General features: G+C 57.2%; 24 protein-coding genes. 8 read left to right on the plus strand and 16 right to left on the minus strand.

Annotation, left to right across the window (positions count from 1 at the left end; all coding sequences use genetic code 11):
• Positions 1-4 precede the first annotated feature (4 nt).
• Positions 5-553 (minus strand): hypothetical protein, encoded by a 549-nt coding sequence (locus Q0J85_RS01870; RefSeq protein WP_294477704.1) that lies wholly within the window; start codon positions 551-553, stop codon positions 5-7.
• Between the two features lie 134 nt (positions 554-687).
• On the opposite strand from Q0J85_RS01870, the gene Q0J85_RS01875 reads away from it, so the two are divergent.
• A complete protein-coding gene (locus Q0J85_RS01875; RefSeq protein ID WP_294477706.1) occupies positions 688-3,741 on the plus strand; it encodes a hypothetical protein in 3,054 nt (1,017 codons plus the stop codon).
• A gap of 51 nt (positions 3,742-3,792) precedes the next feature.
• Here Q0J85_RS01875 and Q0J85_RS01880 read toward each other — a convergent pair whose 3' ends face one another.
• From Q0J85_RS01880 to Q0J85_RS01930, 11 genes are all read right to left on the minus strand, one after another.
• Positions 3,793-4,752 (minus strand): hypothetical protein, encoded by a 960-nt coding sequence (locus Q0J85_RS01880; protein WP_294477708.1) that lies wholly within the window; start codon positions 4,750-4,752, stop codon positions 3,793-3,795.
• Positions 4,753-4,777: 25 nt separating this feature from the next.
• Positions 4,778-5,461 (minus strand): hypothetical protein, encoded by a 684-nt coding sequence (locus Q0J85_RS01885; RefSeq protein WP_294477710.1) that lies wholly within the window; start codon positions 5,459-5,461, stop codon positions 4,778-4,780.
• A gap of 38 nt (positions 5,462-5,499) precedes the next feature.
• Positions 5,500-7,020, minus strand: coding sequence for a hypothetical protein (locus Q0J85_RS01890; protein WP_294477712.1), 1,521 nt, complete (start codon positions 7,018-7,020; stop codon positions 5,500-5,502).
• Between the two features lie 13 nt (positions 7,021-7,033).
• Positions 7,034-7,459: a YcfL family protein gene (locus tag Q0J85_RS01895; protein WP_294477714.1), complete on the minus strand. Its 426-nt coding sequence runs from the start codon at positions 7,457-7,459 to the stop codon at positions 7,034-7,036.
• Between the two features lie 52 nt (positions 7,460-7,511).
• Positions 7,512-8,765, minus strand: coding sequence for a hypothetical protein (locus tag Q0J85_RS01900; RefSeq protein WP_294477715.1), 1,254 nt, complete (start codon positions 8,763-8,765; stop codon positions 7,512-7,514).
• Between the two features lie 21 nt (positions 8,766-8,786).
• On the minus strand, positions 8,787-10,115 hold the full coding sequence (locus tag Q0J85_RS01905; RefSeq protein ID WP_294477717.1) for a hypothetical protein: 1,329 nt from the start codon (positions 10,113-10,115) through the stop codon (positions 8,787-8,789).
• A gap of 19 nt (positions 10,116-10,134) precedes the next feature.
• Positions 10,135-11,289, minus strand: a complete 1,155-nt coding sequence (locus Q0J85_RS01910; protein ID WP_294477719.1) for a tetratricopeptide repeat protein — start codon at positions 11,287-11,289, stop codon at positions 10,135-10,137.
• A 15-nt stretch (positions 11,290-11,304) separates the two neighbouring features.
• A complete protein-coding gene (locus Q0J85_RS01915) occupies positions 11,305-12,255 on the minus strand; it encodes a hypothetical protein (protein WP_294477720.1) in 951 nt (316 codons plus the stop codon).
• 294 nt (positions 12,256-12,549) lie between these two features.
• Positions 12,550-14,424, minus strand: coding sequence for a right-handed parallel beta-helix repeat-containing protein (locus Q0J85_RS01920; protein ID WP_294477723.1), 1,875 nt, complete (start codon positions 14,422-14,424; stop codon positions 12,550-12,552).
• A 26-nt stretch (positions 14,425-14,450) separates the two neighbouring features.
• Positions 14,451-15,122: a type II secretion system protein gene (locus Q0J85_RS01925; protein ID WP_294477725.1), complete on the minus strand. Its 672-nt coding sequence runs from the start codon at positions 15,120-15,122 to the stop codon at positions 14,451-14,453.
• A 16-nt stretch (positions 15,123-15,138) separates the two neighbouring features.
• A complete protein-coding gene (locus tag Q0J85_RS01930; protein ID WP_294477727.1) occupies positions 15,139-16,272 on the minus strand; it encodes a GntR family transcriptional regulator in 1,134 nt (377 codons plus the stop codon).
• Positions 16,273-16,781: 509 nt separating this feature from the next.
• Here Q0J85_RS01930 and Q0J85_RS01935 point away from each other — a divergent pair.
• Positions 16,782-17,618 carry a hypothetical protein gene (locus tag Q0J85_RS01935; protein WP_294477729.1) on the plus strand — a complete coding sequence of 279 codons (837 nt, stop codon included), beginning with the start codon at positions 16,782-16,784 and terminating at the stop codon, positions 17,616-17,618.
• Positions 17,619-17,622: 4 nt separating this feature from the next.
• Positions 17,623-18,930 carry a hypothetical protein gene (locus Q0J85_RS01940; protein ID WP_294477731.1) on the plus strand — a complete coding sequence of 436 codons (1,308 nt, stop codon included), beginning with the start codon at positions 17,623-17,625 and terminating at the stop codon, positions 18,928-18,930.
• A gap of 100 nt (positions 18,931-19,030) precedes the next feature.
• Here Q0J85_RS01940 and Q0J85_RS01945 read toward each other — a convergent pair whose 3' ends face one another.
• The 4 genes from Q0J85_RS01945 to Q0J85_RS01960 form a co-directional block, all read right to left on the minus strand.
• The gene (locus Q0J85_RS01945; RefSeq protein ID WP_294477733.1) at positions 19,031-19,939 is read right to left on the minus strand and encodes a cation diffusion facilitator family transporter; all 909 of its coding nucleotides are present in this window, start codon (positions 19,937-19,939) and stop codon (positions 19,031-19,033) included.
• 16 nt (positions 19,940-19,955) lie between these two features.
• A complete protein-coding gene (locus Q0J85_RS01950; protein ID WP_294477735.1) occupies positions 19,956-20,741 on the minus strand; it encodes an MBL fold metallo-hydrolase in 786 nt (261 codons plus the stop codon).
• Between the two features lie 59 nt (positions 20,742-20,800).
• The gene (locus Q0J85_RS01955; RefSeq protein ID WP_176911126.1) at positions 20,801-21,175 is read right to left on the minus strand and encodes a helix-turn-helix transcriptional regulator; all 375 of its coding nucleotides are present in this window, start codon (positions 21,173-21,175) and stop codon (positions 20,801-20,803) included.
• A gap of 175 nt (positions 21,176-21,350) precedes the next feature.
• A complete protein-coding gene (locus Q0J85_RS01960; RefSeq protein WP_294477740.1) occupies positions 21,351-21,707 on the minus strand; it encodes a helix-turn-helix domain-containing protein in 357 nt (118 codons plus the stop codon).
• 273 nt (positions 21,708-21,980) lie between these two features.
• On the opposite strand from Q0J85_RS01960, the gene Q0J85_RS01965 reads away from it, so the two are divergent.
• The 5 genes from Q0J85_RS01965 (at position 21,981) to Q0J85_RS01985 (ending at position 25,507) form a co-directional block, all read left to right on the plus strand.
• Positions 21,981-22,538 carry a flavodoxin family protein gene (locus Q0J85_RS01965; protein WP_294477742.1) on the plus strand — a complete coding sequence of 186 codons (558 nt, stop codon included), beginning with the start codon at positions 21,981-21,983 and terminating at the stop codon, positions 22,536-22,538.
• A gap of 22 nt (positions 22,539-22,560) precedes the next feature.
• Entirely contained in the window at positions 22,561-23,181 is a 621-nt protein-coding gene (locus Q0J85_RS01970; protein WP_294477744.1) for a flavodoxin family protein, read from the plus strand.
• A gap of 151 nt (positions 23,182-23,332) precedes the next feature.
• On the plus strand, positions 23,333-23,626 hold the full coding sequence (locus Q0J85_RS01975) for a helix-turn-helix transcriptional regulator (protein ID WP_294477746.1): 294 nt from the start codon (positions 23,333-23,335) through the stop codon (positions 23,624-23,626).
• 55 nt (positions 23,627-23,681) lie between these two features.
• Positions 23,682-24,977: a permease gene (locus Q0J85_RS01980; protein WP_294477748.1), complete on the plus strand. Its 1,296-nt coding sequence runs from the start codon at positions 23,682-23,684 to the stop codon at positions 24,975-24,977.
• Between the two features lie 35 nt (positions 24,978-25,012).
• Positions 25,013-25,507, plus strand: coding sequence for a thioredoxin family protein (locus tag Q0J85_RS01985; RefSeq protein ID WP_294477751.1), 495 nt, complete (start codon positions 25,013-25,015; stop codon positions 25,505-25,507).
• Positions 25,508-25,509 lie beyond the last annotated feature (2 nt).

Consider the following 25,509-nt stretch of genomic DNA (forward strand, 5'->3'; position numbering starts at 1 on the left):
TTGATTATTTCGCCTTGTCGATCGCCTGTGCGGCTGCGACAAGTTTATCCCATGCCGGGGCGTCGGGCCTGGCGGACTTTTCCTTGAGCGCCTTGACGACCTCTTCGCAGTTCTTCGCGTTCATGCTTACGGTGTCGACCTTGCCGGAGAGGAAGAGAACGACGATTTTGCCATCGTCGCGGATCGAGGGCTTCTCGAACGCGAGGGGCGTGGAGGCCGCGTCGACCGCCCCGGCACCGTTCAGGGCCGCGCCGAGATAGGCGTAACCGGCGTTGCCAGCAGTGATCTTATCCGGAACGCGCTGCTCGACGCCGAGTCCGTGATAGGGATTCGCGAGCGACCGTGCCGGGAGATTCAGCTCTTCCAGCGTCGGATACTTTTTATTCCCCTCGAAGTGGCCCGCAACAATCTGATAGAGATTCGTGAGGTTGTTCACGCTGACCGTCTGCTCCGTTTTGATCCGGGTGTTCCGGAGGATCGAGAGCGCGTCGGCGTTGACCTGAAATGCCAGCAGTGTGCAGCCGGCAGCGATGGCGAAAAGAAACTTTTTCATGGCAGATCTCCCTTTTCATTTGCAAGGCGCGTCATGCGTCTTTTGAAACAATACCACAATAAATGGATTTTCGCAACCCCGGATTTGTATTTTCCGCAAAACGTGGTACATTGTTTCCATTCAAGTTTACTTCAGTGAAATCGAACGGGAGCGTCGGCAACGAGAGCATGAAAGGAAAAATCGACCGTCTTTTGTTTGACGCGGCCGACCGCGAACTGCTGAACGCGGTGGACGAAGCGCTCGCCGCCGGGCGCTCCGGTGGAGGGCGTCCGCCGGAATTTGCGGTTGATCTGCATCCGCGCGGAATCCGGGAGCTGGCCGAGCCGCGCGCGGTGCGCATGACCCGGACGATGCTCCGGCTGCTCGATACGTTCGAGGCCGGAATCCCGGCGATGGAGGAGCGGCTCGCGGCGTTGCAGGCGTTGCGCGACGAAGTGATCGAAGGACTCGACGTGCTGCTGCGCTACAACACGGCGCGGGCACTGCTGCAGGTCATCAAAGATCTGGTGAGAGAACGGCATGATCCGCTGCGACGGCTGCGGCTCGCGCATGATATGCGCACGGCGATGCTCGGCAATCCGCTGTTCATCCGGCGGCTGCTCCGGCGTTATCACCTGGTCGAGATGCCCGAGAGCTGGACTCCGGTCACATTCGACCAGCACGTTCACGATGCGAATACGAAAGGGAGAAAATCCCCGACTCATCTGATTATGGACGCCTGGATCAAAGGGATCGTGAAATTGCAGGTCGTCTATTACAACTACGTCCCGCGCGAGGCGGCCGAGGAGCTGCTGCGCGCCGCCCGGATCATGCAAGTCGATGTCCGGATCGGGGTCGAGTTCCGCTCGCTGTACCGGGGGCGTTTTGTCGAGATGATCTGGACGCCGCGGGGGTTCTCCGGCGTGAACGACTTTCTGAAGTTTCTCGACCGTCCGGGAACTGCGGAGTTCACGCGCAAGTGCCGCAAGGCGGCGAACTTCCGACGTCGGATCGTGCTGGAGATTCTCGACCGGTTCAACCGTGGCGGCGGGAGGAAGAAGCTCAACGCCTTTTACGGAATCGATCTGCCGCCGGTGTCGCGGGAGGAGTTTCTCGCCTCGGTGCAGTACGGACAGCCGTCGGTCGAGCACATCGGGGAACTTCTCGTGACCAGGGTTCGGGCGGAACTGCAGCGGCGTCTCGCGGAACTTGAGGAGAATCCCGACAGCGGAGCGCTTCCCCGCATGGAAGAGCTGCGTGCCCGCATCGGAGCTCTCTCCGGTGAGCTCCTGCGCGCGCGGTATCTCGATCTTTCGCTCTGGGAGCTGCCGCCGGCCCGCATCGACGACTTGCCGGAGATCAACCGCTGCTCTCCCTGGGAACTCATCCAGGAGTTGCGGAAAGTCGCTTCCGGATTCCGCATGACTTTGAATTTGAGTGGATTGCGTCTTGAGGACGTGATCGAAATTCTCTACGATTGCCGTGGGGAAATTACCGCGTTGGAGATTTTCAATCTGAAAGATGAAATCGCAGGCGGCCGTCCGGATGGAGACCTCCTGAACCGTCTCCGCCATGCGCTGAACACCGGCAGCGTCTTCAAGCTCAAGGATCTGATCCGGCAGGCGATAGCCCGGGTGTCCGAATCGGATCGTTCCGATCGGGACGACCGGGTGGAGAAATTGCGAACGATTCTGAGGGACATGTCGGGATTTCTCGAATTCTACCAGCGGGCGCCGCTGGAGGCGTCGCTCGGCAGCGATTCCGCGAGTCGCCCGTCGCGATTCGTGCACGGTATGGGGTTTGCGGTGGTCGACACCCTGCCGACCCGCGTGCGTCGTCTGGTGCGGCATGGACTCATGCCGGATTTGAAACTGCTGCGCGTCACCTCGTCGGTTTACCGTGAGTTGAGTTTTCTCCCGCGTGAGAGCGAGGGAGCCTGGGGCCGTCTCGGGAGAAGCTTCGGATTCGGATACGATGTGCGCGTGCGGTGGATTTGTCCCGATCCCGCGTTGAAGATCGACCGGGGCACGGGGAATCTTGCGACGCTCGGAGGTTTCTCCGTGCCGTCGCCGGAGACTCCACTCGTTTGTCCAGTCGCGTCACCGGGTGAGTTCTGGCACTATTTGAACAGCAATGTCAAGATTGCCGTGAAGATCCTCGCCGGATTTCTCGCGGCATTTCTGACCTTTTACTATGGGTCCTATGACTGGTGGTTTCTGACCTGGTTCGGCGCAGTCGTCTGGCTCGGCATCACGGCGGTACGGAATATCATTCAATCGGTGTTCGCGGGAGGCGGGCTGCGCAGTTCGCCTCTGTTGAAGTGGAATGATTTCATCTCCTGGCAGCGGGTGGCCGATTCGCTCTTCTACACGGGACTTTCCGTCCCGGTGCTTGACTGGCTCGTCAAGACGTTGATTCTCAACGATCTGCTCGGGTGGACCGCCGAGCGGCAGCCAGTGCTGGTCTTCACAGGAATCGCGCTTGCGAACGGATTTTACATCATGGGCCACAATCTGCTTCGGGCATTTCCGAAATCGGCGGTGTGGGGAAACTGGCTGCGTGCACCGTTGTCGATCCCGCTGGCGGTTTTCTTCAATTTTCTGCTCGGCGGTGCGCTGTCGCTGCTCGGGGTGAGGGGAATCGAGATGATCCTGCAACAGTGGGCAGCGATTCTCTCGAAGCTGGCTTCGGATGTGATCGGCGGCGTGATCGAGGCGAGGGCCGACCGCGCCCGCAACATCGCCGCACGCATGGCCGATCTGCGTACCAAACTGCGGGAGTTATTCGCGCTGGTTTCCCGGCTCGAACTGCTTCTGCCGGAAGCGGATCTGCCGGAACTCATGCGTTCGCGCGATATGCTTCCCGGTATTTCCGAGCTCAAACGCAACAATCTTATGAAGCTCTTCTATGTGAATGCGTTGGATATCATGTACATCTGGATGCGGCAGCCGCAGGCGGTCACGGCCATGCGGCGCATCATGTCCCGCCTGAGTTCCGGGGAGCGGCTTCAGTTTGTGAAGTCACAGGAGATACTCAAACGCGAAAAGAGCATCTCGAAGATGTTTTTGAGCGGGCTGTTCGGGAAACATTTCACCCGGCCGCTGGCTTTTTACCTCGCCTATTACCGCGAATATCTGCAGGAGCTGCGTGAATTCGATCCCACGAAAAATCCCGATCCTCCATCTGCTTCTCCACGGTCGGAAGAGTAATGCGGTCACGCTTCCAGGTCGGGTCGCCCGCACACACACACTGCGCCGGAATCAGCGCAGCATCTTCAGCCGCAAGCGATTGATCGATGATGTCGCCAGCTGTTTCTGATCGGACGACCCGGGCTGGCGCAGCGAAAGCCGGTAGCATTTGAGGGCGAGTCCGTACCGGCCGTTCTCCTCGGCGATGGCGGCAAGGTCGAAGAGCACCCGGATTTTTTCCCGGGGATCGAAGTAGGTGTTGTTCCCAAATTCCGCGACCGCGCGCCGGTAGTACGGAATGGCTTCCCCGTCGCGTTCCGACTTCCGCAGGATATCGCCCAGCGCAATCAGCGCGATGAGATCGTGCGGATCTTTTTCAAGCCGCTTCGTGAATTTCGCAATTCTTCGCTCAAGCGGCGTCTGCTCCACGGCGGCCGGTTTTCCCTCCGAATCCGGTTTGCTCTCATTCTCAGGAGCTTCGGCCGGTTCCGAAACCGGCTGTCCGGCGGGTTCCGGTTTCACTTCGGGCGCCGGTTCTTCCGTGGATTTCTGCACCGGCTGTCCGGCGGGTTCCGGTTTCACTTCAGGCGCCGGAACTCTTTCCGGTTCTTTGATCGGTTCGGGCGGGGGCGGAAGTTTCTTCCGCTCGATCGTCACATTCTGTTTGGGCACAAAGAGGATAACCGTGTATATCTTCTTGTTGTTGAACTGGTAAAGTACACTGCACCCGGACATCGTGATCGAAAGCGACTCGCCGGGCCGGGTGAAGTGTTTGTAGAAGTTGCTTTTTGCCGTCAGCGTCGCCTCCTCGTAGAGTTCGCCTGCCGCTTCGGCGAACTCCCCAGAGAAGAGCTGTTCGGCCTCTCCCTGAAACACATAACAGGGAGTCCCCTTTACGGTGAGAGTGCTGACGCTTCCCGCCTCAAAAATCCCGGGATACTGTTTCCGGGCTTCGGCCAACGGCCCGAGATCTTCATATGCCGCGAGCGCGCCTGCACAGAGCAGCGCTCCGATCATGACGGGAAGTTTCATATTCTCTCCTCCGGTCGGTCTGTGATCAGAAGTCCGTGACAGCTTTTCTGGTTTCGGCCTTGTTGCCGCTGGAACTGGAGGAGGAGTCAGAAGCGGAATTCACTCCCGCACCGGACTGTCCCTGTTCCGGCGTGCTGTCGATCGCATTCACGAGCTTGCTGACCGCAGCGAGCGTTTTCGAGGAGACGCCGACCGTGACCTGAATTTCGCCGCTGTCACCTTTGTGCGGAATCTTCTGCTCCTTGAGCGTGATCACACCTTTGAGCAGAGCATCCGCGGAGTTGCGGATCGTCTGCGAGGAAGTTTTGACTTTCTCCAGCGTCACACTCGAAGTCTGCTTCTCGCCATCCTTGGTGAGTGTTTTGAGCTTCTGGGCGGCTTCGCTGAGACCCTCTTCCGTCGAGAGCCGCTCTTTGATGAACTTCGCGAGAGCCGCGCGCGCCTTGAGCGCACCTTCCCGGCGGGCGTCGTTGATGTCGTCCACGTCATCGAAGTCGTAGGTGCCGGTTCCGCGGGCGAAAATCTGGAACGACCCGTCCTCTTTGAGAGAGATCGCCGCCCCGTCCGGCTCGTTGAACTGCTCCTGAACCTCCGGAGCTGCAGCCGTCTTCTGCATGTCGACTTTCTCCGCCGCAAGCTGGTCGGCCGCGAACACCGTGAATCCCGTCAGCAGTGCCGCACACGTCATCAAAAGAGTTTTCCCGTTCATTGTCTTTCCTTTCCTTGGTTTGCCGGATCTGTTCCGGGTTATTGGTTCTGCCGGGTAATCGCATCGCTCAGAGTCTGCGCAGCTTTGTCCATCAGCGTCTGCAGGAGGTCGCTCTGCTCATCTTCCGCGAGCAGGTCGGAGATCTCCTTGTGATCGAGCCGCACTGTCAGCACATCCGAAAGCACCGGTCGTCCGGTCGTCACATCCGTGAGTTTATATCCCATCCGGAGCGACATCGCATAAAGCGGCTCAAACTTCCCCGTCGCCTTGTTCAATCCGAGTTTGCGCGAATATTTGAGCTCCTCGATCAACGTGGTCAACACATAATCCGCCGTCAGCATCTGTCCGGCTTTCAGAAGCTCCGAAGCAGGAGCGAGGCCCGCTTCCACAAGTTTGCCGGCGAGCGCCTGCTGCCCGGCTGCAATGGCGGTGTCTTCCACGTCCAGCACGAGAAAACGATTCATATTTATGAACGCCCGGTTCAAGGTCCGCTCTGCAAGTGTCGTCACTTCGCTGCCCGAGAGACGCCGTCCCGGCCCGAGCTCGAAGTCGCGCGTCAGATTCTCCTGCGCCATCGTCGGTTTCCAGAGCATCAGGGCGACGACTCCGCCCGCCCGCGGATTCACGATCAGCGCGTGGACGACCGCTTCGATTCTCCCGTCGCCCAGATCACGCACATTGACGATCCGGTACTCTCTCACAAAACCGGAAGTCTTTGTGAGTGTATTGCTCTCCTGGTTCCGGAAACTCTCGCGCCGGAGGTCGTTGTTCAACCGGAACTTCTTCATACGTTCCTGCAGTTTCGTGTCGTTCTGCAGCGCTGTGCCGTAGACCTGTCCGACCCCTTCAACCAGCGCCGCGTTCACCGCGCCCGCCCGGTCTTTTCCGGTTCCTACACATTCGATCCACCCCTCGGCGGGCCGTGCGCCGCCGCTGCCGGCGCCGTCTCCGGAAGCGGCTTCCGCTGCCGGATCCGATGCCGGATCCGATGCCGGTGCCGGAGCGGCTATCCCGGCGGCGAGTTTTCCTGCCGCCTCGAGCGTTTTCGATGAAACTCCGACTGTGACCCGGACCATTCCGCTGCTTCCTGTCCCGGGGATTTTTGACGAGGCGAGCACCACCACCCCGCGCAGCAGCGCCGCTGCGGAATTCCGGATCGACGTGAGCATCGTCCGCGCGGAAACCCGGTCCACCGTCGTGGTCGTCTTCCCGTCCTGCTGCGAAAGTTTCTTCACTTTCGCCGAAGCGGAGTTGAACTGATCTTCGTTGTGCAGCGATTCATTCAGGAATTTGGCGAGATTGGCTTTCGCTTTCTGTGTCGCCTCATTCTGCGCCGCGAGGATGTCGTCGGCGTCATCGAAATCATAACTCCCCGTTCCCGTCGAAAAAATCTGGAACGAGTTGTCGTCCCCCAAACGGATCGCCACGCCATCCGGAGAATCGGTCAGCTCCTGAACGACTCCCGCGTCCAGAGAGGCTTCTCCCGCCGCCCAGGTCGTCGCCGCCAGAACTGCACAGAGCAGCGGCAGCAGAATCATGAATGTACAGGTCTTCCTCATATCCGGCTTCTTCTCAATCGATGGCTTTTACACGCAGTTTGAAATCCCGGCACTTTTTTCCCGGCGCAACCGAGGTCAGAGTCACATCGTCTCCCGCGACGATGAATTTGCGCACCCACATCTCGTTATCGGGATTCTCCACTTCCGCTCCGGCGTTGTCGTACCAGTTGAACCGGTAGACGATCTCGAGCGTCGAACGGGTCGTGTTTTTCAGGAACACCTGTACACGCATGTAACCGTCGTTCGTCTGCGACTCCCGGATCTCCGTGAGGCAGAGATCTTCCGCCAGATCCGCATCCGTATCGACCCGCTTGTCGTTGATTCGCGTGATCGTGGCGTTCACGCCCGCGTTGGAAATGGTGTTGACCGACGGTTCGCTGCAGCCTGCCGCCAGAAGCAGCAGCGCAGACACAGAGAGCATCAGGGCAAGTTGTTTCATGATCGTTTCCGCTTTCTCTTGTTTCGGTTTGTTTTGTTCCGGGGTTCCGGGTTCAGGGGTTCAGGGTCAGAGTGTCCGCGGCGTAATGAACCTTGTCGTCGCTGATCTCCACGCCGATGCTCTCGAGAATCGGCATGATGTGTTCCATATACAGAACGTCCGTCTCGGTGATCTCCGGATTCTCGATGACCGCGGTCAGAGAGGTGTTGGTCGACCGAACCTTCGATGCCGGAGCGAGCTTTCGCGCGACGATCTCTTTCTTGAGCATGTACATCGCTTTCTTGCGGATTTTCGCGTCGAACACCGAGGCGTTCACGATCAGCTTCAGCGGTCCTTTCGGCATATCCGCAGCGTTCTTGATCGACATCGCCAGAGAATTGAGTTTCTCAGCCATCCCCTCGCTGTTCATGAGCGTGTTCATCGCCGCTTCGGCACAGTAGGCGATGTCGTCCATGACCTCATCCTTGAGCGTGCTCCGCGTCGGGAATTCGTAGGTCTGCGCGCCGATCGACTTCGTCACGCTTCCGTTCAGGTCCTTGAAGTTGAACGCCACCGTTGCGCGGACGTTCTTCGTCTGCGGATTGTAGATCAGTGCGTCGATCCGGTAATAGAGCACCACCGTTTCCGGATAATTGGCCCGCACCGTGTCGAGCAGCCCGCGCGTGACGACAAACCGGTTCTCGTTCACGTCGAAGTAGGTCCCGACCAGTGTCTCGTCCTTGCTCTTGAAGTCCGCGTAAAGTTCGTTGTCCGACAACAGCTTCACGTCGAACCCGAATGTTCCGGCTTTCTTGATGATCGCGTCACGCAGACGCCGCTGGAACGTCGTGTAGTTCTGCAGGAAGAATTTCTCCCCGTTCAAACCGCTCCCGAACGCCTCGGCCATCTTCATCTGGCCGAGCGACGGCGGCTCCTCCATCACCACAAGTTCGATCCCGGCCTGGTGTGAGAACCCTTTCTCCTGCAGCCACTGATTGATCTTGCCGTCCGCGAGCGTCACGGCAAATTCTCCCGTGAGCTGGCCATGACGGTCGTCCAGTGAGTCCCATTTCTCCGAAAGCTTTTCCGTATCCTCGACGAACGTCGCGTACTCGTTGCACGCCTCCTCGATGAGTTTTTCCGGAGTCTGTGCGTTCAGTTTCAGAATGTACTTCCGCACAGCCTCCTTTTCCGCCTTGCTCTGGAGCTCTTTCTTCACCTGAAACGTGTTGCGTTCGGCCGTCACGGCCACTTTCACCTGAATCGTTCCGGCAAATACGCCGAAACAGACCGCAAGCAACCCGAATGCAATGACAATTTTCTTCATAAATCCCTCCTGTGGATGTGGTTATTGTATGCTTGACTTCTTCTCTGCTTCGCTCAGAGCTTTCGTGCTCTCCCGCAGGCGGTCGGCCATGCCGAGGCTGAAGAGGCATCGGGAGATTCCGAGCGCGTAGTTTTTATCCGGTACCACATGGAAGAGGCACCGGTAAATCGCGAGTGCCTCATCCGTCTCGCCGGCCATTTCGCAGGAAACCGCGATCGCATTCAGATACTCCTGATTTTCCTCAACTGCTTCGGCCGTCTCCTCGCCCGCGGGATGATTCATGTCCCAGGCGGGCCACGCCAGAATCTCTTCGGCGAGTTTTTCCGGCAGTTTGCGGCGCAGCATGGCCCGGGAGTAATCCCCCGCACCTTTCCACGCGCCCGCCTCGAGCAGAAGTTCGAGCTTGTCATCCCATACCCGGCAGGAGACCGGAAACTTGATCCGGTTCGGCACAAGCTGAGTTTGAAGTTGCCGAACGAGATCCTCCGCCAGCATCAGCCGCGCCTGCATCGCGGTCGGGATCGTCGCCGTCTTGTTCGTGAGCTCCGCCAGAAAACGCTGCCGTCTCCGGTTCTTCGTTTCGTCCACTTTCCCGGCCTCTTTTTCCGCGGCCGCTTTGAGCCGGCTGGCGCGGGTCTCCGGAGGAGCCGCAAGTTCATTCACCTGGGTCTGGAAACTTCCGTTGTCGATCACGAATGTCCGTGACGCCGCAACACTGGTTTCCACCGCTTTCTCCAGCATTCCGTCCCGGCTGATCCGGTAGATCGTCAGCGAGAGCATCAGCGTTGCGTTCGCCGCCCGGTAGTGGAGTTTCTCCGCAACCGTGCGTTGGCGCATCGTCAGGCGGATTTTCTGGAAAATAGGCTGTTTGGTGACTGGATCTTTCAGCCCGGTGGCGTATTTGACGTTGCGCCACTCCTCAAGATTGAACGGATGATAGTAGTAACCCAGAAACTCCGGCTCCATCTGCCACCAGACCCGCCCGTAGATCACCGCGTCGAAGCGGCTGCCGAGCCGGATGTTCTGATGCGCGGCGATCGCCTTTTCCATGTCCAGATCGGCCACCTGGTACATCCCGCTGTCGTGGAACGCGGCCGTGACCATGTTCCGCACCGCCCGGAGCGTCTCCTCGTCGGCCGCTCCGATTCCGACCGAGGGATCGTTCGGCAGAGAGTTGAAGTCGGCAATCGCGAATTTGCTCATCCCGGTCAGGTTGAATTCTCCCGGGACCCGCGTCTCCACCGGAACGACCACATTACTGGCGCACCCGCCCGTGAGCAGCAGCGCTGCGGACAGGCAGCAGAGAACTCCTGCTGCAAGAGGGGTTTTCCATCGACAAATATGTTTCATGACGCTCTCCTGATCCATCCTATTTGAGCTCATCTTTCATCTGCGTCCGGAATCCGGTTCCGCTCTTTTCCGCAACGGCGGCAGCGTCCATGTCGCGGAGGCTCTTCTGCTCCTCCCGGATTTTCCGGAGGCGCTCCAGTCCCGCAGCCGCGTATTTCGAGCCCGGTTCGAGCTTCAGTGCCTCCTCGAAGCATGAGAGCGCTGCGGCGTACTCCCCGATCACTTCGTAGGAGATCCCCTGATTCTCGTAATCCGCCACGTTTTTCTCCTCTCCGGAAAGCACCTCATCCAGCCGCCGGATCGCCTCCGTGAACGCCTGCGACTCCATCAGCAGCAGCGCCCGCTCGTCCCCGTCCGGATTCACCTCCAGCGTCCGGGGTTTGCGGTGCGGCGAAAGGTCCTCCACGATCTTGTTGACGGCCGGCACGATCATGTTGGTGAAAATCTCGACCGTTCCGGGCAGTTGCGCACGAACGTCGTTCCCCGTCCGGAATGCGTATTGCAGGTTCGGAAACTCTTTCTCGTATGCGACCTTGCCGTCAGCATCCGTGAGCCGGGCCCGCAGCGTTCCGGTGGCTTTCACGCTCCGCGCCGGAACCTGCCGGCGGAAATTTTCTTTCCGCATCCGCGAAAGAACCGGGCGCGAATTCGGGATGTTCTCCCCTCTTGAATTCTTAATGTAATAAATCTCATAGGGCTGGTCGATCAGCGTGCATGAGAACTCCTCCGTGCCCTCGACCCGGTCGAGCTGGATCGTGAGATTCAGCTCCAGTTTCGCGCAGCGGATTCCCGTCCCGGTCGTGTAGCGCGAGTAGCCGTGGCGGCTCTCTTTTTTCGCCAGATTTTTCCCCAGAGCCGCCGCTCCGGCTGCGTTTCCCCAGATGAGGTCCGTCGTCCGGAAGTAGCCCTCCCGGCTGAATCCGGACGAGAGCCGCTGCACAAGTACGCCCGTCGCCGTATTCCGGTCCCCCTCCGCGACTCCGCTGCCGGCGAGCGTCACCTGCGGGATCAACTCCATCGTTTCGATCGATCGGATGTCGGCCACTGCGCCCGGGGGCGTCACATAGTCGACCCGGACGGTCCGGATGGTTGGGCAGCCGCTGAACAGCAGCGTCAGCAGTGATGCGGCCGCGCAAACGCCGACCCTGTATGGAAAAGCGTTTTTCTGATTCATATCTGCGGTCCTGATTTATTTGAGACTGTTGAGGAATTCAAGTTTCTGTTCAATCCGGGCGAGCGTGTCGGGGATCGCTTCCTTTAATCCGGCATCATCCGTGCAGCTCAGAATCGCCACATGCCGCGCGTGGAGTCTCCGCAGATTCGCGGCGCTGCAGTCGTCGAGCTCTTCCGCGAGTGCGAGCATGTAGTGATTGCGGAGTTTCGCCTCAAGCGCCTCGCGTTCCCCGGCTTCCTCGGCTTTCTCCAAGCGGGCGATCACCTCGGCGGTTTTCTCCGGGATGATCTGCTTCGCCCGTGCGATGACTTTGGCCTTGTTGCCGCGGGATAACTCCATAACCATGATCGTATCGACCCCTTTCGGCAGGAGCGTGGGGAGGGGGCGCTTCCCGGTCAGGAAAGCCTCCTGAAGCCGCCCGAGAATCTGCTTCGCGAAAAGCGAGGCGTAAGCCTGTTCGTCCCGCACCGATTCCGGCGCGAAATCCCCGTCGCTGACGATCAGATCGATGTATGTCATCGGCGCGAGATCCCGGGCCCGGTAGACCCCCGCTGTCAGGTGACGGACCGCCGAACTCGAAACGGCATCGGCCGTGGAGATGAGGTTCTCCCCGCCCGAATCGTTCTCGCGGGTCGTCATGAACACTTTGCGGTTCGCGGCCGCTTCGCGCGCATTGTCCTTGTGAAAGGCACCCTCTTCCGTCAGAAAAATCCAGTAATCCGGCCGCTCCCGGTCGAGTGGATACTGGCCGTTCGAGGCGATCTCTTTCCGCAGGGCGGCGAGCAGAGTTCCGTCAGCGAGCTTCCGGTCGCCTGTCACGGCCACCCGGATTCCCGAGCCTTTCCGGAAATTGACGCTGCCGGCGGGCGTCAGATAGACGGCTTGCATCTCCTGCACATGGGAACAGCCTGCCAGAAGCGCCATAAGCAAAGCGGTACAGCTCAACGTAAAAAAAACGGATCTCATCCTGAGTCTCGCCTCCTCTCCCGACCTCCGGCAGCTGGTGGATCTTTTCCCGCATCCGGCAGTCTGAAGCAAAATTTTTATTAGTCTGCAGCTTCTGCCTGCTAATATAATTCTACTGCTATTTGTTTTCAAGTCGGTGACGCAGGTTTTTGTCGGATTTTCGTATCTCCGCATCGGTCGGACGCAGGAGTGTCGGGGGGAGGGGAGGTAAAAAAAGCGGGAGGTGCGGCGGAATGATTCCGCACCTCCCGCGTCGTTGCGGGGATTCCGCAGAACGAACCGGAATGGGGGGGATTATTTCAAGTTGTTCTGCGTTACGAGCCCGGTATCGCCCGTGCTCCACCCGCCCGCTGGATAGTCGCTGAATACGTTGCCGGCAATGATCCCCCGCATGGGAATTCCGTTGCCGGAGCACTCCAGCGCCGTGAATTTCTGTCCGGTCACGGTGTTGCCGACGACGGTGAGATTCTGCGGCGTTCCGTCCTGCGGTTTCGCACTCTGCATCTCTTTCTGCGGCAATGCGGTAATGTGAATTCCCTTGGCGCCGCCGGTCAGCGTGTTACCGGTCACGGTCACGTTGCGGACGAGATCCCCGGTGATCTGCAGACAGATCGGCGAGTAATAAATGGCAGCTTCCTTTTTCTCTCCGCGCTGCTGCGCCAGCGGCAGCGTGAACTCGTAGTCGCAGACGACGGTGTTCCCGGAAACGGTGATGTTTTCAGTCGGAATGGTGCGGGTCACTCCCCAGTCCGTGTGAATGAAGATCCCGACCGCCTGCCGGAACGTCCCGGGGTAGGGGTTCATTCCGGGCATGACCCAGTTATGAATCTGGTTGCCGGTTACGGTTACTTTTCTGCAGTTGAAGATGTCGATCGCATGGCTGCCGATCTCCTTGATGAGGTTTCCGGTCACCAGCACGTCGTAACTCAGAATCCCGACGACGATGCCGGTGTCCCACGCCCGGCTGACCCGGCAGTTCACAATCTGGGTGTGAAACGAACCGCGACCGCGGAAGTTGCCTCCGATCGTGATTCCGTGCCGGGCTCCGAATGTCATGCAGTTGCGGACGGCGGTGTTTTCGGTGCAGCTGAGTGAAATTCCATCGTGAGCCGGCAGGCGGACTTCACAGTTTTCGACGACGGAGTCCCGCACGCCGGAGAGGGCGATCCCCTTGGTCCAGTTGTTCAGCTGGGGACTGTCCCAGTCGGGAGTCAGCAGTCGCAGGCCGGAGATCCGGATGTTGCTCAGCAGACGGGTCCCGGGGAACCGGGAGTTCCGGATGTAGGTGTAATCATTTTTCGTGGGATCGTTTCCCTCCCGGCGTTTGCGTGTCAGCACGGCGCCGTTTTCTCCGCGGAGCGTGGTGTTGGATTTTCGAATGACCAGGGTGCTCTCCAGCAGATAAATCCCGGCCGGGATCACCACTTCTCCGCCGATGTCGAGCGCTTTCTGGATCGCCGGGGCAGAATCTTTCTGACCGGTCGGGTCCGCTCCGAACTCGAGCACGTTGTGAACCATCCCGGGATCTGCGCTCCAGTAGGGGCACTCCGCCTCATCGCCCGCGGGGAGTTCCCAGGGGGTGAAATCAACCCGGAACGACTCCACGCGGCCGTAGGGCTTCCCTTTGAGATTCGGAGTCACGGCCGAGAGGATGACGTAGAATTCCTGCTGGCTCGCCGGAATGAGCAGCCGTTTGTCGTTCTGCAGGGTCGGCCTCTCTGCGGAGTTTGCATCCGCCGTGGCGACGACCTCCATGGCCGAATCGTCGGAGACGAAATAACGATCGGTATAACGTTCCCCGCGGTAATCCAGAAATCCGACTGCCAGCTCCGGAAGAGCTGTTCCGGCGCTCCTCGCGTCGGGCTCCACATAGAGCCGGGCCTTGAGATCGACGCGGTAGACCTTCCGGTCACCGGGTGCACGGTTGAATTTCCAGATCAGCAGTGATTTTCCGCCCTTGGCGTACAAAGTCGGGAATTTTCGGCCGTTCACCTCCTGCATTCCTCCGGAAAATTCGGCATGCAGCGCCCGGGCGTGCAACTCGCCGTCGGCCCGGCTTTCGCCGATGACTCCGGCAAGTTTCTCCGGATTGAGATAGTAGTTGGTGCTTGCGGCGGCGGAGAGGAGGGCGCAGCCCGCAACGATGCCGAGAAACGGTTTGATATTCATGGGAAACTCTCTTCCATCTTTCTGGATCAGTTGTTCTTGTTCGCCATCCATTTGCTCCACTCGGCCAGGACATGCGCGCCGGGATTGACGACGTGGCTGTCCAGAAAGAGCACGGGGGAGTTCTGGGCCTCCTGCAGGGCGTCGTACTCCATGTACCAGGCGACTCTCACGCGGGAGAGCGGCACCCGCTTGTTCGGATTGTTCAGCATATATTGGGGCAAACGGTTGATTTTCTGCTTGTCATCGCGCGTAAAAAACCAGTCTCCATAATAACTCTCAAAACTTACGATGCGCGGATCGCGCTGCGGGCAGTTCTGCATGTTTTTGCACCAGTCGACCCAGTAGTCCTGCGTCGCGGAAAACCGATCTCCGCCTGCGGAGAGCGGCCGGGAGAACGGCGAGTTCGCCGAACGGTGCGTGATGTATTTTCCCCTGATCAGACGTTTGCAGAAATTGTAGCGGTTGACCGTCGTACAGGGATTCGTGGTCCCGTCCACCAGGATATCGGGAATCATGTCGGCATAATCCGCGGCGTACTGCGTCATGCCCAGCCCCATCTGCTTGAGACTGTTGATGTCCTGTGTGGTCCAGGCGCGCCGCCGCGACTGATTCAACGCCGGCAGCAGCATCGAGGCAAGGATCGCAATGATTGCAATCACAACAAGAAGCTCAATTAATGTGAATGGAGCGCGTTTCATCTTAACATCCTTTCTGTTAGTTGTTGTCAGGTCGAACCCTTCCGGTACTGGAACGTTTGATCAGTTTGCTCGGCAGTTGAATTTTCCCTCTTGGTGAGCCGTCGCCGTGAATCATTTTGAGCAGATGGATCACCGCCTGTTCGCCGATCTCCTCCGCCGGCTGGCGCACGCTGGTCAGCTGCGGAGTCATGAGCGTGCAGAGTTCATCGTCGTTGAACCCGATGAGAGAGAAATCCTCGGGCACGCGCTTGTGTGCATCATGCACGGCACAGATCGCTCCCGGAGCGATTTCGTCCCACTGCAGAACGACGGCCGTCGGCGGTTCCGGGAGGCGGATGAGGCGGTTCATCGCCGGGTAACCGTACAGATCCAGCCCCACGTCTCCGGGACGTCGATGGGAAAGCGAACTGCCCAGTTCGGCAACCCACTCCGGGGAAAAACGCAATCCGTGATCTTCCAGTGCCTGACGATACCCCTGGAAACGCTCCCGGGCAGATGGAATATACTCCAGAAGTCCGCCGCTGTTGAGAATATAGCCGATTCGCGTATGTCCCAGTTCAATGAGGTAATTGACGGCATTGTACATCGCCTGGAAATTGTTGGTGTTCACGACCGGAAGATCGAGATCCTGATAACCGTTGTCCACGCAGATCAGCGGAATCTCCCGGGCTGTTTCCCGGACCAGCTCACGGTTGGACTGCAAATAGGGGAGCAGGATGATGCCGGAAATTCGATTTTCCCGCATCCGGTGCAGATATTCAGCTTCGCACGCGGAATCATTCCGGGTGTTGCAGGCAATCAGAGAGTAACCGGCCTGACATGCGGCCTGCTCCGCTCCCACGAGAATCCGATGCCCCAGGGAGTCCTGCAGATTGGAACAGAGGTAGGCGAGCTGTTTGTTGTTCTGTTTCCGGGGAGCCGGACTCTTGCCGCGCATTCCCGTGACATAGGTCCCTTTCCCGCGCACGGATTTGAGCATGCCGTCGTGTTTCAACACGTCGAGTGCCTTGAGAACCGTCTGGCGTGTGACTCCGAAACGGCCGGCCAGCTGCAGCTCCGTGGGAATCCGCTCCCCCGCGGCTAACGTGCCGGAATTGATTTCCCGGAAGAGTTCCTGATAGATTTCCTTGTATTTTATTTGTATGGACATTTGACGTGTCACCCCTGTTTTTATCCCTATTATACCAAAAAAACAGGATGTTGTCAAGTGTTTTTTCACTTTTTTACCGAGAAAGTTGTACTCTTTAAAGCGGTAATGTACATACATATATGTGTTCAACTTTATCGTTTCAAACAAGATGGATCGTGTTTTGATCAAAAGGGCGTTTCGGCCGATTTCGCCGGGCGGGTTGCATGAAACTCCGACGGGGACAGCGATGGCATGAGAGAATGGGAACGAATTGAAATTTCGGTCGATATTCCGGCATCATCCGGTCGTGTCGTAAAAAAGCACGTTTTTTTTCGATTTTTTTGATTTTCCGTGTAAGTTTGAGTCCGCCGGCGGGAGTTAGTTGAAAAGAGTGATTTCCCGGACGGGTCGTTCCATCGGCACGAAGAAACTTGCAGATATGTTCCACTTTGACGGAATACCCGTCCGGACCTCGCTCGATGAAAGCCGGGGAGAATCGGCTTGGTAACGAAAAGGAGAATCGGGCCGAAATGAGAAAAATATATCTGATATGCGGGATGTTTCTGCTGCTGAGTTTGAGCGCAATGGCCGTTCAGCCGTTGTGGGTGATCAGGGCCGCGAACAACATCCGCCGGGCGGTAACGGTGGCGAAGAGGGCGAAAACGGCGGGGCAGCTCGTGGTTGCGCTGGGAAAATGCTCCAACTCTCTTCCGGACGAGGAGGTCGGACGGCTCGCACGGATCGCTTCCAGGCCGAACGGGCTCAAGGAGTTGAATCAACTTCTCGGCCGGGCGAACTTCATCGGGCGATACGGGGACGAAGCGGGACATCTCATTTTACAGGACACCTATTTGCGGATCGCCATCAAAAACGGACGCCTTACCGAAAAGACCGCCTCCGAGGTGTTTGCCCGGCTGCAGGGAACTCCGGGGCTGACTTCGCTGCTGAGCAAAATCAACTCCTCGAATTTTTCGCAGGCAAAAGGGCACATGCGGGAGTTGGAAATCGCGTTGTCCGCACAGAGGCGGGGATTTACGACGATTTCGCTCGGCCAGAAGTTCGCGGACGGTGTCAAGAAAGGCGACACGGATCTCGATGTTTTTCTCCGGAAAAACGGACGTAACTTCGCCATTGAAAGCAAAGCGTATTCCGGCGTCGTTCCCGATACGATGGTCAAGGCCGATGCGGAAAGCCTCATTACGTTCTGCCGGACAATCGGAGGGACGACGCCGGTGTTCTGTTTTGAGACCCCGCCCTCCGGATTTACCCGGCATTTCCTGGCGGAAAAAGGGGTGAAGTGTCTCGTCGGAACTCCGGAAGAAATCATGGCCAAACTCGATGTATTATCCAACATCATGGGGAGATGAAAAAATGAAATCAGTAATCAAATCTTTTACGGGAGTCGCCGGGCTGCTGGTCTGTGCGACGCAACTGCAGGCGGCGGATTACGGAACGTTCGAGAGTTTCTACAGCGCCGGGGGGCTCGGGTTCTGGGGATGGACGGCGATCATCGCCGGAACGGTCGCTGTCGCCGCCCTGACGTTTTTCACGTTTGGCGGCGGGGCGGCGGCGATCCCGGGGTGGATGGCGACGGTCGGGGCGTGGATCGGTTCCACGGTGGGACTTTCCGGAGTCGCGGCGACCAATTTCGGACTTGCACTGCTCGGAGGCGGTTCGGTTGCTGCCGGCGGGCTGGGGATCGCGGGCGGTGTCGCGGTGCTGACCGCAGCGATGAGTTTCGGTATCGACGCCGGAATCTACAGCACGGAGGTGGCCCTCGAAAAGTGGAATCAGAAGAAATTCGTCGAGGCGAACCGCGAAATGCTGACGCTGCCCCTGCCGCGCAATGAAAAAGGAGGAAACGCGTACCGGACGGCGCTCGAGTTCCTTCAGGAAAACATCAAACCGAATCTGTCGTTATCCACACCGGAAAATCAGGACGTTCTGCGGAGGACTTCGGAATTGCTCCAGAAAAAGATGCTGGAGGAGGAGGATCTGGATTATGTGTTGAAAGACAAAACGCTTCTGGCGATGTTGAATCTCCAGATGAACCGGTATGGAACAGCAACTGACGTTGCCGCGCAGGCGATCTCTCTTGCGGACAACATCAGGGAGGAAAGAACGCTGCCCTCCTACATCTGGGCGCTGTCGATCCTCGCCGACCCGGACCGGGAGTGTACAAGCGATGTGATTGAGGCGCTGCGGGTTGCCTATTGTCATGAGCCGGACAATATACTCATTCCGATCATGACGGGCAGCTGCATGGACCGTCTCATGTACCGGTATCATTACGGTCGGCTTTCGATCGATCAGTTATCGTTGTTCTACCGGGTCATAACCGACTCCCGGCTTGATGAGGAGCTTTCCGCCGCCTCGCTGGAGATTTTTGTGACGCGGTGCCTGATCGAGTTGAAAAGAACGAAGCAGGACATCTTTATTGTCACACGAGATTCGGACATGATGGCGGATCCGGAAGTGGTGCAGGAGTTGAAAAGACGGTTCGACCGCCACAAGTCGCTGATTACGCTGCTCCTGATGGTGTTCCCGGAGATCGAAAGGCTCGCGGACGAATTTCCGAAAGACTCCCGGATCGAATCTGCACACCTGACGGAGTTGCTGAACAGCTACTACCAGGATCTTGAGATGCTGGAGAAACAGATCCGGCACGTCCCCCGTTGAGTTCGGAGCAGCCGGTCCTGATGAGAGTTCGGCGCAGGCGCGGCAGTCCGCCTGCGCCTTGCTTTCTTGTGTCGGCATACTGTCTCAGCCGAAACTTCAGTCAACTTTTTTGTCGATCGGGACATTGCGTGGTCAGGGATTCCGTCTCCAGCGTGGCATGGCTGATTCCGTGTTCGGAAAGCTCCTCGTGCAGACGCTTCCGGGTCTCCTCCCACTCTCCCACGTCGCGGAGAACGACATGCGCGGTCAGGGCGTTTTCCGTCGTGCTGATCGGCCAGATGTGGAGATGATGAACCGCCTCCACATTCGGATCCTCCAGCAGATGCTCCCGGATGGTCTCGACGTGAATCCCGGCCGGAACTCCGTCCATCGCCAGACGCACGCTCTCTTTCAGGAGTCCCCAGGTGGAGAACAGAATCACCACGGCGATCACCAGCCCGATCAGCGGGTCGACGATGTTCCAGCCGGTCCAGAGAATCAGAATTCCGGAGAGAACCACGCCCACCGAAACCAGCATGTCGGCCAGCATGTGCAGATAGGCGCCTTTCACATTCAGATCATGTTCCTTTTCCCGCTGGAAGAAGAACACGGTCAGTCCGTTGATGACCACCCCGATCCCGGCCGTGATGATGATCGGCCAGCCGCCGACCTCCTCCGGAGAGAGGAACTTCCGGATGCACTCCGTCACAATCGCGCCGACGGCGACCAGAAGGATCGCCGCATTCAGCAGCGATGCCCAGATCGTCCCTTTCCGAAGCCCGTAGGTGTAGTTCGGAAGATAACGTTTTTTCGCCAGCAGAAATGCGACCAGCGAAATCAACAGCCCGCTCACATCTCCGAGATTGTGTCCCGCATCCGCGAGCAGTCCCATTGAGTTGAAGAGGAATCCCGCCGTGAATTCTCCGATGACGAAGAGTGTGTTCAACACGATTCCGAACAGAAATGCACGCCCCTTGACCGCATCCGCGGAGAGTTCGTGATGGTGATGATGATGTTCATGAGCCGGCATAATCGATTCCTCCTGTTCAGAATTCGCAGACTTCCCCGTCTTCCGGAACAAGAAGCCGCGTTTCCAGATGATGTTGCTGCACATAGTGTTTCAAATCCCGGCGCCAGAGCGTTTCATGACCGACATTGTCCATGTGGCTGGCGATGACGACGGCATGCGGAGCGTGATCGAGCACCGCCTGGACGTCTTCCAGATCCATGATGATCCGTCCGAAGCCGCGGATGGTCGCCGCCGCCGCGTTCACCACGATCACATCGGGTTTGAACGAGTCGAGCGCGGCTTTCACATAGTCGCACCAGATCGTATCTCCGACGAGGTAGAGGGTTTTCTCCTCCGCCGGGTGGCGCATCACGACGCCGCAGGCGGAACTGCGCAGCTCCATTTTCTCATACAGCAGCCCGATGTTTCCGGGCTGGCCATGCAGGCAGTCGGTTTTGGTGAGCTGGACTCCTTTGAATTCCACTCCGGCATATTTCAGAATCCGGACATCCTGAAATCCTTTCGCCAGCAACGTCTCCCCGTCGATCTCGTCCTGCACGAAAATCACCATGGATTTCGGAATCTTCTCCATGGCCGTTGCATCAAAGTGATCGAAATGCAGATGGGTCGCGATGACGGCATCCACATCCAGAATTTCGTTCAGCGGCAGCGGCAGATCACTCACCGGACAGCGCAGATCCGGATTCGGAGAGCCCGGAATCGGCGGAATCGTCCCCTTGTCCCCCAGCCACGGATCCACGAGAAACCGCACCCCGCCAAATGTCACGATCGCCGTCGCACTTCTGATTTCCTGAAATTTCATTTTTCTCCTCCTGTTTGTTTGTCATTTTATGAAATATTGAATTGTTGTACAAAAAAACATCACCCTTTCAGCTGCATGAGGTGATCGATCAGCTGCTTCCGCTGCTGCTCCATGCAGACGTTCTTTTCCTCGGGGGAAAGACGGTTGAATTCGTCGCGCGCTTCCATGAAACGGATCATCCAGGGAATGCACGGATACGCAAGACGGTAAAAAACGTGTTTGCCGCGCTTGTCACACTCCACGACATGCGCTTTCTTCAAAACGTTCAGATGCTGGCTGATCGAGGAAAACTCCTCGCCGGTTCCGGTGACGAAATCACAGACGCAGAGCTCCTTTCCCTCCAGATTTTTTGCGATCCAGAGCCGGGTCGGATGTCCAAGCGCCTTGAATACCTCCGCGAGGTTGGCAAGTTCTCTGGTTTCATCGTTTGCCATTGAAAACATCTCCTTTCAATATTTTATAATATAATGTAATAATAAAATTTATCAAGCAGAAAAAAGAATTTTTTTCATGAATCTTCCGGCCCGGGGAATCGATCCTCCACTCTCGGAACGGGAATCCTGTTGATTTCCAGGAGACTACGGTCGCAGGGGTGCTCCGGTTCGCGGGTCAATCTTCCGGACACGGATCGGGCACACCGAGATATTGGAAGTAGTCGTGTCCCCAGTCGCTCATGGCGTTGACGATCGGCACGAGGGTTTTTCCCAGCTCCGTCAGCGAATATTCCGTTTTCGGCGGAACAACCGGATACAGTTTCCGCCGGATGATGCCGTCGCTCTCGAGTTCTTTCAACTGCTGGCTGAGCATCTTGGCTGTCGCCTGCGGGATGGCTTTCTGAATCTCGTTGTAGCGCATGACGGAAGAGACGTTCAAATGCCAGATGATGATGGCCTTGTATTTTCCGCCGAGCACCGCCATCGCGGCTTCCACCGAACAGTGAAACGACAACGCTTTTTTCTTGTCCATCTGAAAACTTCCACTTTTATTCCGAAAAAATCAATTTTTCTTTTACTATATCCCGCAATGTTCCGAAAAGCAAATTCTGAGCATAAAACATATACTTCCTGAAAAGAAAGTATTGCACAGTTATGATATTATGATACAAAATAGTACATTCTTGACAGAAAAATTTTTCGGGTTATATTGATTGGAAAGAAAATATTTGATCGGACGATCCGGGGGGGAAATCCTTTCTCTTTCCGGATCAATGCATCAAACATCAGAAAAGGAGTTGGGAAAATGAGCAGGAAAATTCTGGTTCTGAACGGAAGTCCGCGTTTGAACGGCAATACGGCGGCCCTGATAGAGGAGTTCACCCGCGGTGCGGAAGCCGGCGGCAACACGGTGGTCCGCTTCGATCTGGATCGGATGTCGATTCACGGTTGCAAAGGGTGTCTCGGCGGCGGCCGGAATCCTGACTCTCCCTGCGTTCAGAAAGATGATATGGAGAAGATCTATCCGGAGTACCGGTCGGCGGACATTCTGGTTTTCGCCTCGCCGATGTACTACTGGGGATTTTCCGGTCAGTTGAAGTGCGTGCTGGACCGTCTGTTCGCGGTGACCGAGTCTGATCCGAACTGGGTGACTCCCCACAAGCAGACGATTCTGCTGATGGCCTCGGAGGGCAGCGGTCGGGAGAACGAGGAGCCGGTTCTTCATTACTACAAGTCGTTGCTCGGGTTTCTGGGCTGGGAGGATCTCGGCACTCTGATTGCGGGAGGAGTTTTGAAACTCGGCGACATTGCGGGACATCCGGAGCTGAAGAAAGCGTTCGAGCTCGGGGAGAGCATTCATTGAAATCAGGAAGGAGCAAGTTCCCATGAAAGTGTTACTGGTCAACGGGAGTCCCCATCGGGACGGCTGCACATTCACCTCTCTTTCGGAGGTGGCCGGCGCATTGAATAAAAACGGCGTCGAGTCGGAAATCTTCTGGATCGGGAATCGGGCTGTTCAGGGATGCATCGGTTGCTGGAAGTGCCATGAAGAGGGGGCGGACGGCTGCGTGTTCCGGGAGAAGCTTTATACGGATTTTGTAACGAAGATGAAAGAGAGCGACGCTCTGGTCATCGGAGCGCCCGTCTATTATGCGGGTCCTCCGGGAGCTCTCTGCGCGATCCTCGACCGGGTGTTTTTCTCGGCGTCGGAATATTTTCAGTTCAAACCCGCGGCCTGCGTGGTCAACTGCCGCCGCGGTGGAGCGAGCGCGACATTCGACCGGTTGAACAAATACTTCACCATTCTGCAAATGCCGGTCGTCTCAAGTCAGTACTGGAACTCGACCCACGGGTTTACGCCGGATGAGGTCAGGCGTGATCTCGAAGGTCTCCAGACCATGCGCACGCTGGGGAACAATATGGCGTATCTGCTTAAGAGCATGGCGCAAACCAACCTGCCGCGTCCGCCGCAGGAGCCGTGGGTCGCGACCAATTTCATCTCGTAAGTTGCGAAAAGGGGGAGGGAAGCTGTTTCCGAATGCTGCATTCTCAGATGGTGACTCCTCCTTTCTGTCGAAAATTTCTGGATCGTTTTGCCCTCTGACGACTTGACAAATGAAAATATTTAGTTATATTACAAAATAACAGAGGGAAGTCATGCTGAAATTCGATAAAAACTGCTGCCGCCATGAGGCGGAGGTGTTCAAGGCGCTCGGTCATCCGACGCGACTCTGGATCGTCAAGCAACTTGCGGACGGTCAGGAGCACTGCGTCTGCGAATTTGTCGAGGCAGTCGGAATTCGATTCGCCACGATGAGCCAGCATCTCGCCATTCTGAAAAATGCAGGGCTCATCATCGATGACAAGCGGGGTAAACAGGTCTTTTATCGGCTTACCTGTCCGTGCATTCTGCCGGTCATCCAGTGTCTTGGAGAGAAACGGCAGGAGTGACTTTTTTTTGATTTTTTATTTCGTCTTTCAGCTAAATAAATAAGGATGGAATAAAATGTGGAAAACGCAATGGAAATGGCTGGTTGCTCTCACCGGGGGATTTCTCATCTGTTACTATTTGCCGGTGGGAACGGAACGGTTCAACCAGGCGGCCATCGAATCGCTGGAACTGGTGAAATGGTATGCCCGGGAACATGTTCTGCTCTGTCTCGTGCCGGCGTTCTTCATCGCCGGAGCCATTGGCGTATTTGTGAGCCGGGGTGCGGTCATGCGGTACCTCGGAACAAAGGCGAAAAAGTGGATCGCTTATCTGGTCGCTTCCGTCTCAGGTTCCATTCTGGCGGTCTGTTCCTGTACGATTTTACCTTTGTTTGCAGGGATTTACAAGATGGGTGCGGGACTCGGTCCGGCATCGGCCTTTCTCTATTCCGGCCCGGCCATCAACATCATGGCGATCGTGTTGACTGCGCGGGTGCTGGGGATTGAACTCGGAATTGCCCGGGCGGTCGGAGCGGTCGGTTTGTCAATCGTGATCGGCGTGTGCATGCACCTGATTTTCCGTCGAGAAGAGCTGGAAAAGGCGCGTATGGCGGCTGATTTTGCGGATGCGGAATCCGGACGCCCGCTGTGGCAGAATGTTCTTTTCATCGGCAGCATGATTGCGATCCTGGTTTTTGCAAATCTTGGAAAATCCGAAGATTCCGGAGCCTTGTGGACGGCTTTCTGGCGTGTTAAATGGTATCTGACGAGCCTTGCAGCTCTCGTGCTCGGATTCACGCTGGTCCGGTATCACGGTATGAAGTGGTGGAAACTGGTGTGTGTTGTCATTCCGGTACTTGTACTGGCGATCCTGTTCCCGGACAAGCCGTTGCTGGCGTTCACAGCGGGATTTCTCGGAGTCGGGGCATTTACAAGCACTGAAAAAGAGGGCGAACTTGGAAACTGGTTTGAAACCAGCTGGGATTTTGCGAAAAAGATCATGCCGCTTCTGCTTTTCGGTGTATTGATTGCCGGGTTGCTGCTGGGGCGCGTCGGTCATGAGGGGCTGATTCCGTCTGAATACGTCGGCAAACTGGTCGGGGGAAATTCTCTGCTTTCCAACTTCTTTGCGGCATTTGCCGGAGCATTCATGTATTTTGCCACCTTGACGGAAGTCCCGATTCTGGAAGGTCTGATCGGTGCGGGCATGGGGAAGGGCCCCGCGCTGGCACTGCTGCTGGCCGGCCCGGCGCTTTCGTTGCCGAACATGCTGGTCATCAACTGCGTGATGGGGAGCAGGAAAACAGTCGTTTTCGTCTCTCTGGTGATTTTCTTTTCCACGCTGCTCGGATATCTCTACGGAAACTGGTAAAGGACGCTCATCCTGAACAAGAAAGAGTAGGAAAAATGACAAAAATTCAAATTCTCGGTTCAGGCTGTGACAAGTGCAGAAAACTCGCTGCCAATGTGAAACTGGCGGCGGAACGGATCGATCTTCCCTGTGAAATCGAAAAAATCGAGGACATCAATCAGATCACGGCATTCGGCGTCATGATGACTCCGGCTCTGGCCGTGAACGGAAAGATCGTCAGTTCCGGCAAGGTGTCGACGCCGGAGGAGATTGTCGGATTCCTCTCCGCTCCGGCATGTGATTGCGGCGGCCAATGCGCTTCTCCCGAAACGAAAACGACGGAATCTTCCTGCTGCTGCGGAACTCCGGCGGAATCCGCCGCCCCCTGCTGCTGCGGAGGAGATGGGAAAAAGAAGATCATGACCATTGTTCTGCTTCTGATCGTGGTGGCAAGTATCGTGTTCATGATCATCAGGCGGATTGCGGACCACACTTCACCGGCGGCTCCGTCCGCCGAAACGGAGCTGGTCACCTCCGCCAACGCGGAATGATG

The sequence above is a fragment of the uncultured Victivallis sp. genome, assembly GCA_944389935.1.
Taxonomy (GTDB): domain Bacteria; phylum Verrucomicrobiota; class Lentisphaeria; order Victivallales; family Victivallaceae; genus Victivallis.

What these genes read in the sequence shown, in the direction of transcription:
- Q0J85_RS01870 (WP_294477704.1), bottom strand. Translation starts at nt 553, where the DNA reads ATGAAAAAGTTTCTTTTCGCCATCGCTGCCGGCTGCACACTGCTGGCA.
- Q0J85_RS01880 (WP_294477708.1), bottom strand. Translation starts at nt 4,752, where the DNA reads ATGAAACTTCCCGTCATGATCGGAGCGCTGCTCTGTGCAGGCGCGCTC.
- Q0J85_RS01885 (WP_294477710.1), bottom strand. Translation starts at nt 5,461, where the DNA reads ATGAACGGGAAAACTCTTTTGATGACGTGTGCGGCACTGCTGACGGGA.
- Q0J85_RS01890 (WP_294477712.1), bottom strand. Translation starts at nt 7,020, where the DNA reads ATGAGGAAGACCTGTACATTCATGATTCTGCTGCCGCTGCTCTGTGCA.
- Q0J85_RS01895 (WP_294477714.1), bottom strand. Translation starts at nt 7,459, where the DNA reads ATGAAACAACTTGCCCTGATGCTCTCTGTGTCTGCGCTGCTGCTTCTG.
- Q0J85_RS01900 (WP_294477715.1), bottom strand. Translation starts at nt 8,765, where the DNA reads ATGAAGAAAATTGTCATTGCATTCGGGTTGCTTGCGGTCTGTTTCGGC.
- Q0J85_RS01905 (WP_294477717.1), bottom strand. Translation starts at nt 10,115, where the DNA reads ATGAAACATATTTGTCGATGGAAAACCCCTCTTGCAGCAGGAGTTCTC.
- Q0J85_RS01910 (WP_294477719.1), bottom strand. Translation starts at nt 11,289, where the DNA reads ATGAATCAGAAAAACGCTTTTCCATACAGGGTCGGCGTTTGCGCGGCC.
- Q0J85_RS01915 (WP_294477720.1), bottom strand. Translation starts at nt 12,255, where the DNA reads ATGAGATCCGTTTTTTTTACGTTGAGCTGTACCGCTTTGCTTATGGCG.
- Q0J85_RS01920 (WP_294477723.1), bottom strand. Translation starts at nt 14,424, where the DNA reads ATGAATATCAAACCGTTTCTCGGCATCGTTGCGGGCTGCGCCCTCCTC.
- Q0J85_RS01925 (WP_294477725.1), bottom strand. Translation starts at nt 15,122, where the DNA reads ATGAAACGCGCTCCATTCACATTAATTGAGCTTCTTGTTGTGATTGCA.
- Q0J85_RS01930 (WP_294477727.1), bottom strand. Translation starts at nt 16,272, where the DNA reads ATGTCCATACAAATAAAATACAAGGAAATCTATCAGGAACTCTTCCGG.
- Q0J85_RS01935 (WP_294477729.1), top strand. Translation starts at nt 16,782, where the DNA reads ATGAGAAAAATATATCTGATATGCGGGATGTTTCTGCTGCTGAGTTTG.
- Q0J85_RS01940 (WP_294477731.1), top strand. Translation starts at nt 17,623, where the DNA reads ATGAAATCAGTAATCAAATCTTTTACGGGAGTCGCCGGGCTGCTGGTC.
- Q0J85_RS01945 (WP_294477733.1), bottom strand. Translation starts at nt 19,939, where the DNA reads ATGCCGGCTCATGAACATCATCATCACCATCACGAACTCTCCGCGGAT.
- Q0J85_RS01950 (WP_294477735.1), bottom strand. Translation starts at nt 20,741, where the DNA reads ATGAAATTTCAGGAAATCAGAAGTGCGACGGCGATCGTGACATTTGGC.
- Q0J85_RS01955 (WP_176911126.1), bottom strand. Translation starts at nt 21,175, where the DNA reads ATGGCAAACGATGAAACCAGAGAACTTGCCAACCTCGCGGAGGTATTC.
- Q0J85_RS01960 (WP_294477740.1), bottom strand. Translation starts at nt 21,707, where the DNA reads ATGGACAAGAAAAAAGCGTTGTCGTTTCACTGTTCGGTGGAAGCCGCG.
- Q0J85_RS01965 (WP_294477742.1), top strand. Translation starts at nt 21,981, where the DNA reads ATGAGCAGGAAAATTCTGGTTCTGAACGGAAGTCCGCGTTTGAACGGC.
- Q0J85_RS01970 (WP_294477744.1), top strand. Translation starts at nt 22,561, where the DNA reads ATGAAAGTGTTACTGGTCAACGGGAGTCCCCATCGGGACGGCTGCACA.
- Q0J85_RS01975 (WP_294477746.1), top strand. Translation starts at nt 23,333, where the DNA reads ATGCTGAAATTCGATAAAAACTGCTGCCGCCATGAGGCGGAGGTGTTC.
- Q0J85_RS01980 (WP_294477748.1), top strand. Translation starts at nt 23,682, where the DNA reads ATGTGGAAAACGCAATGGAAATGGCTGGTTGCTCTCACCGGGGGATTT.
- Q0J85_RS01985 (WP_294477751.1), top strand. Translation starts at nt 25,013, where the DNA reads ATGACAAAAATTCAAATTCTCGGTTCAGGCTGTGACAAGTGCAGAAAA.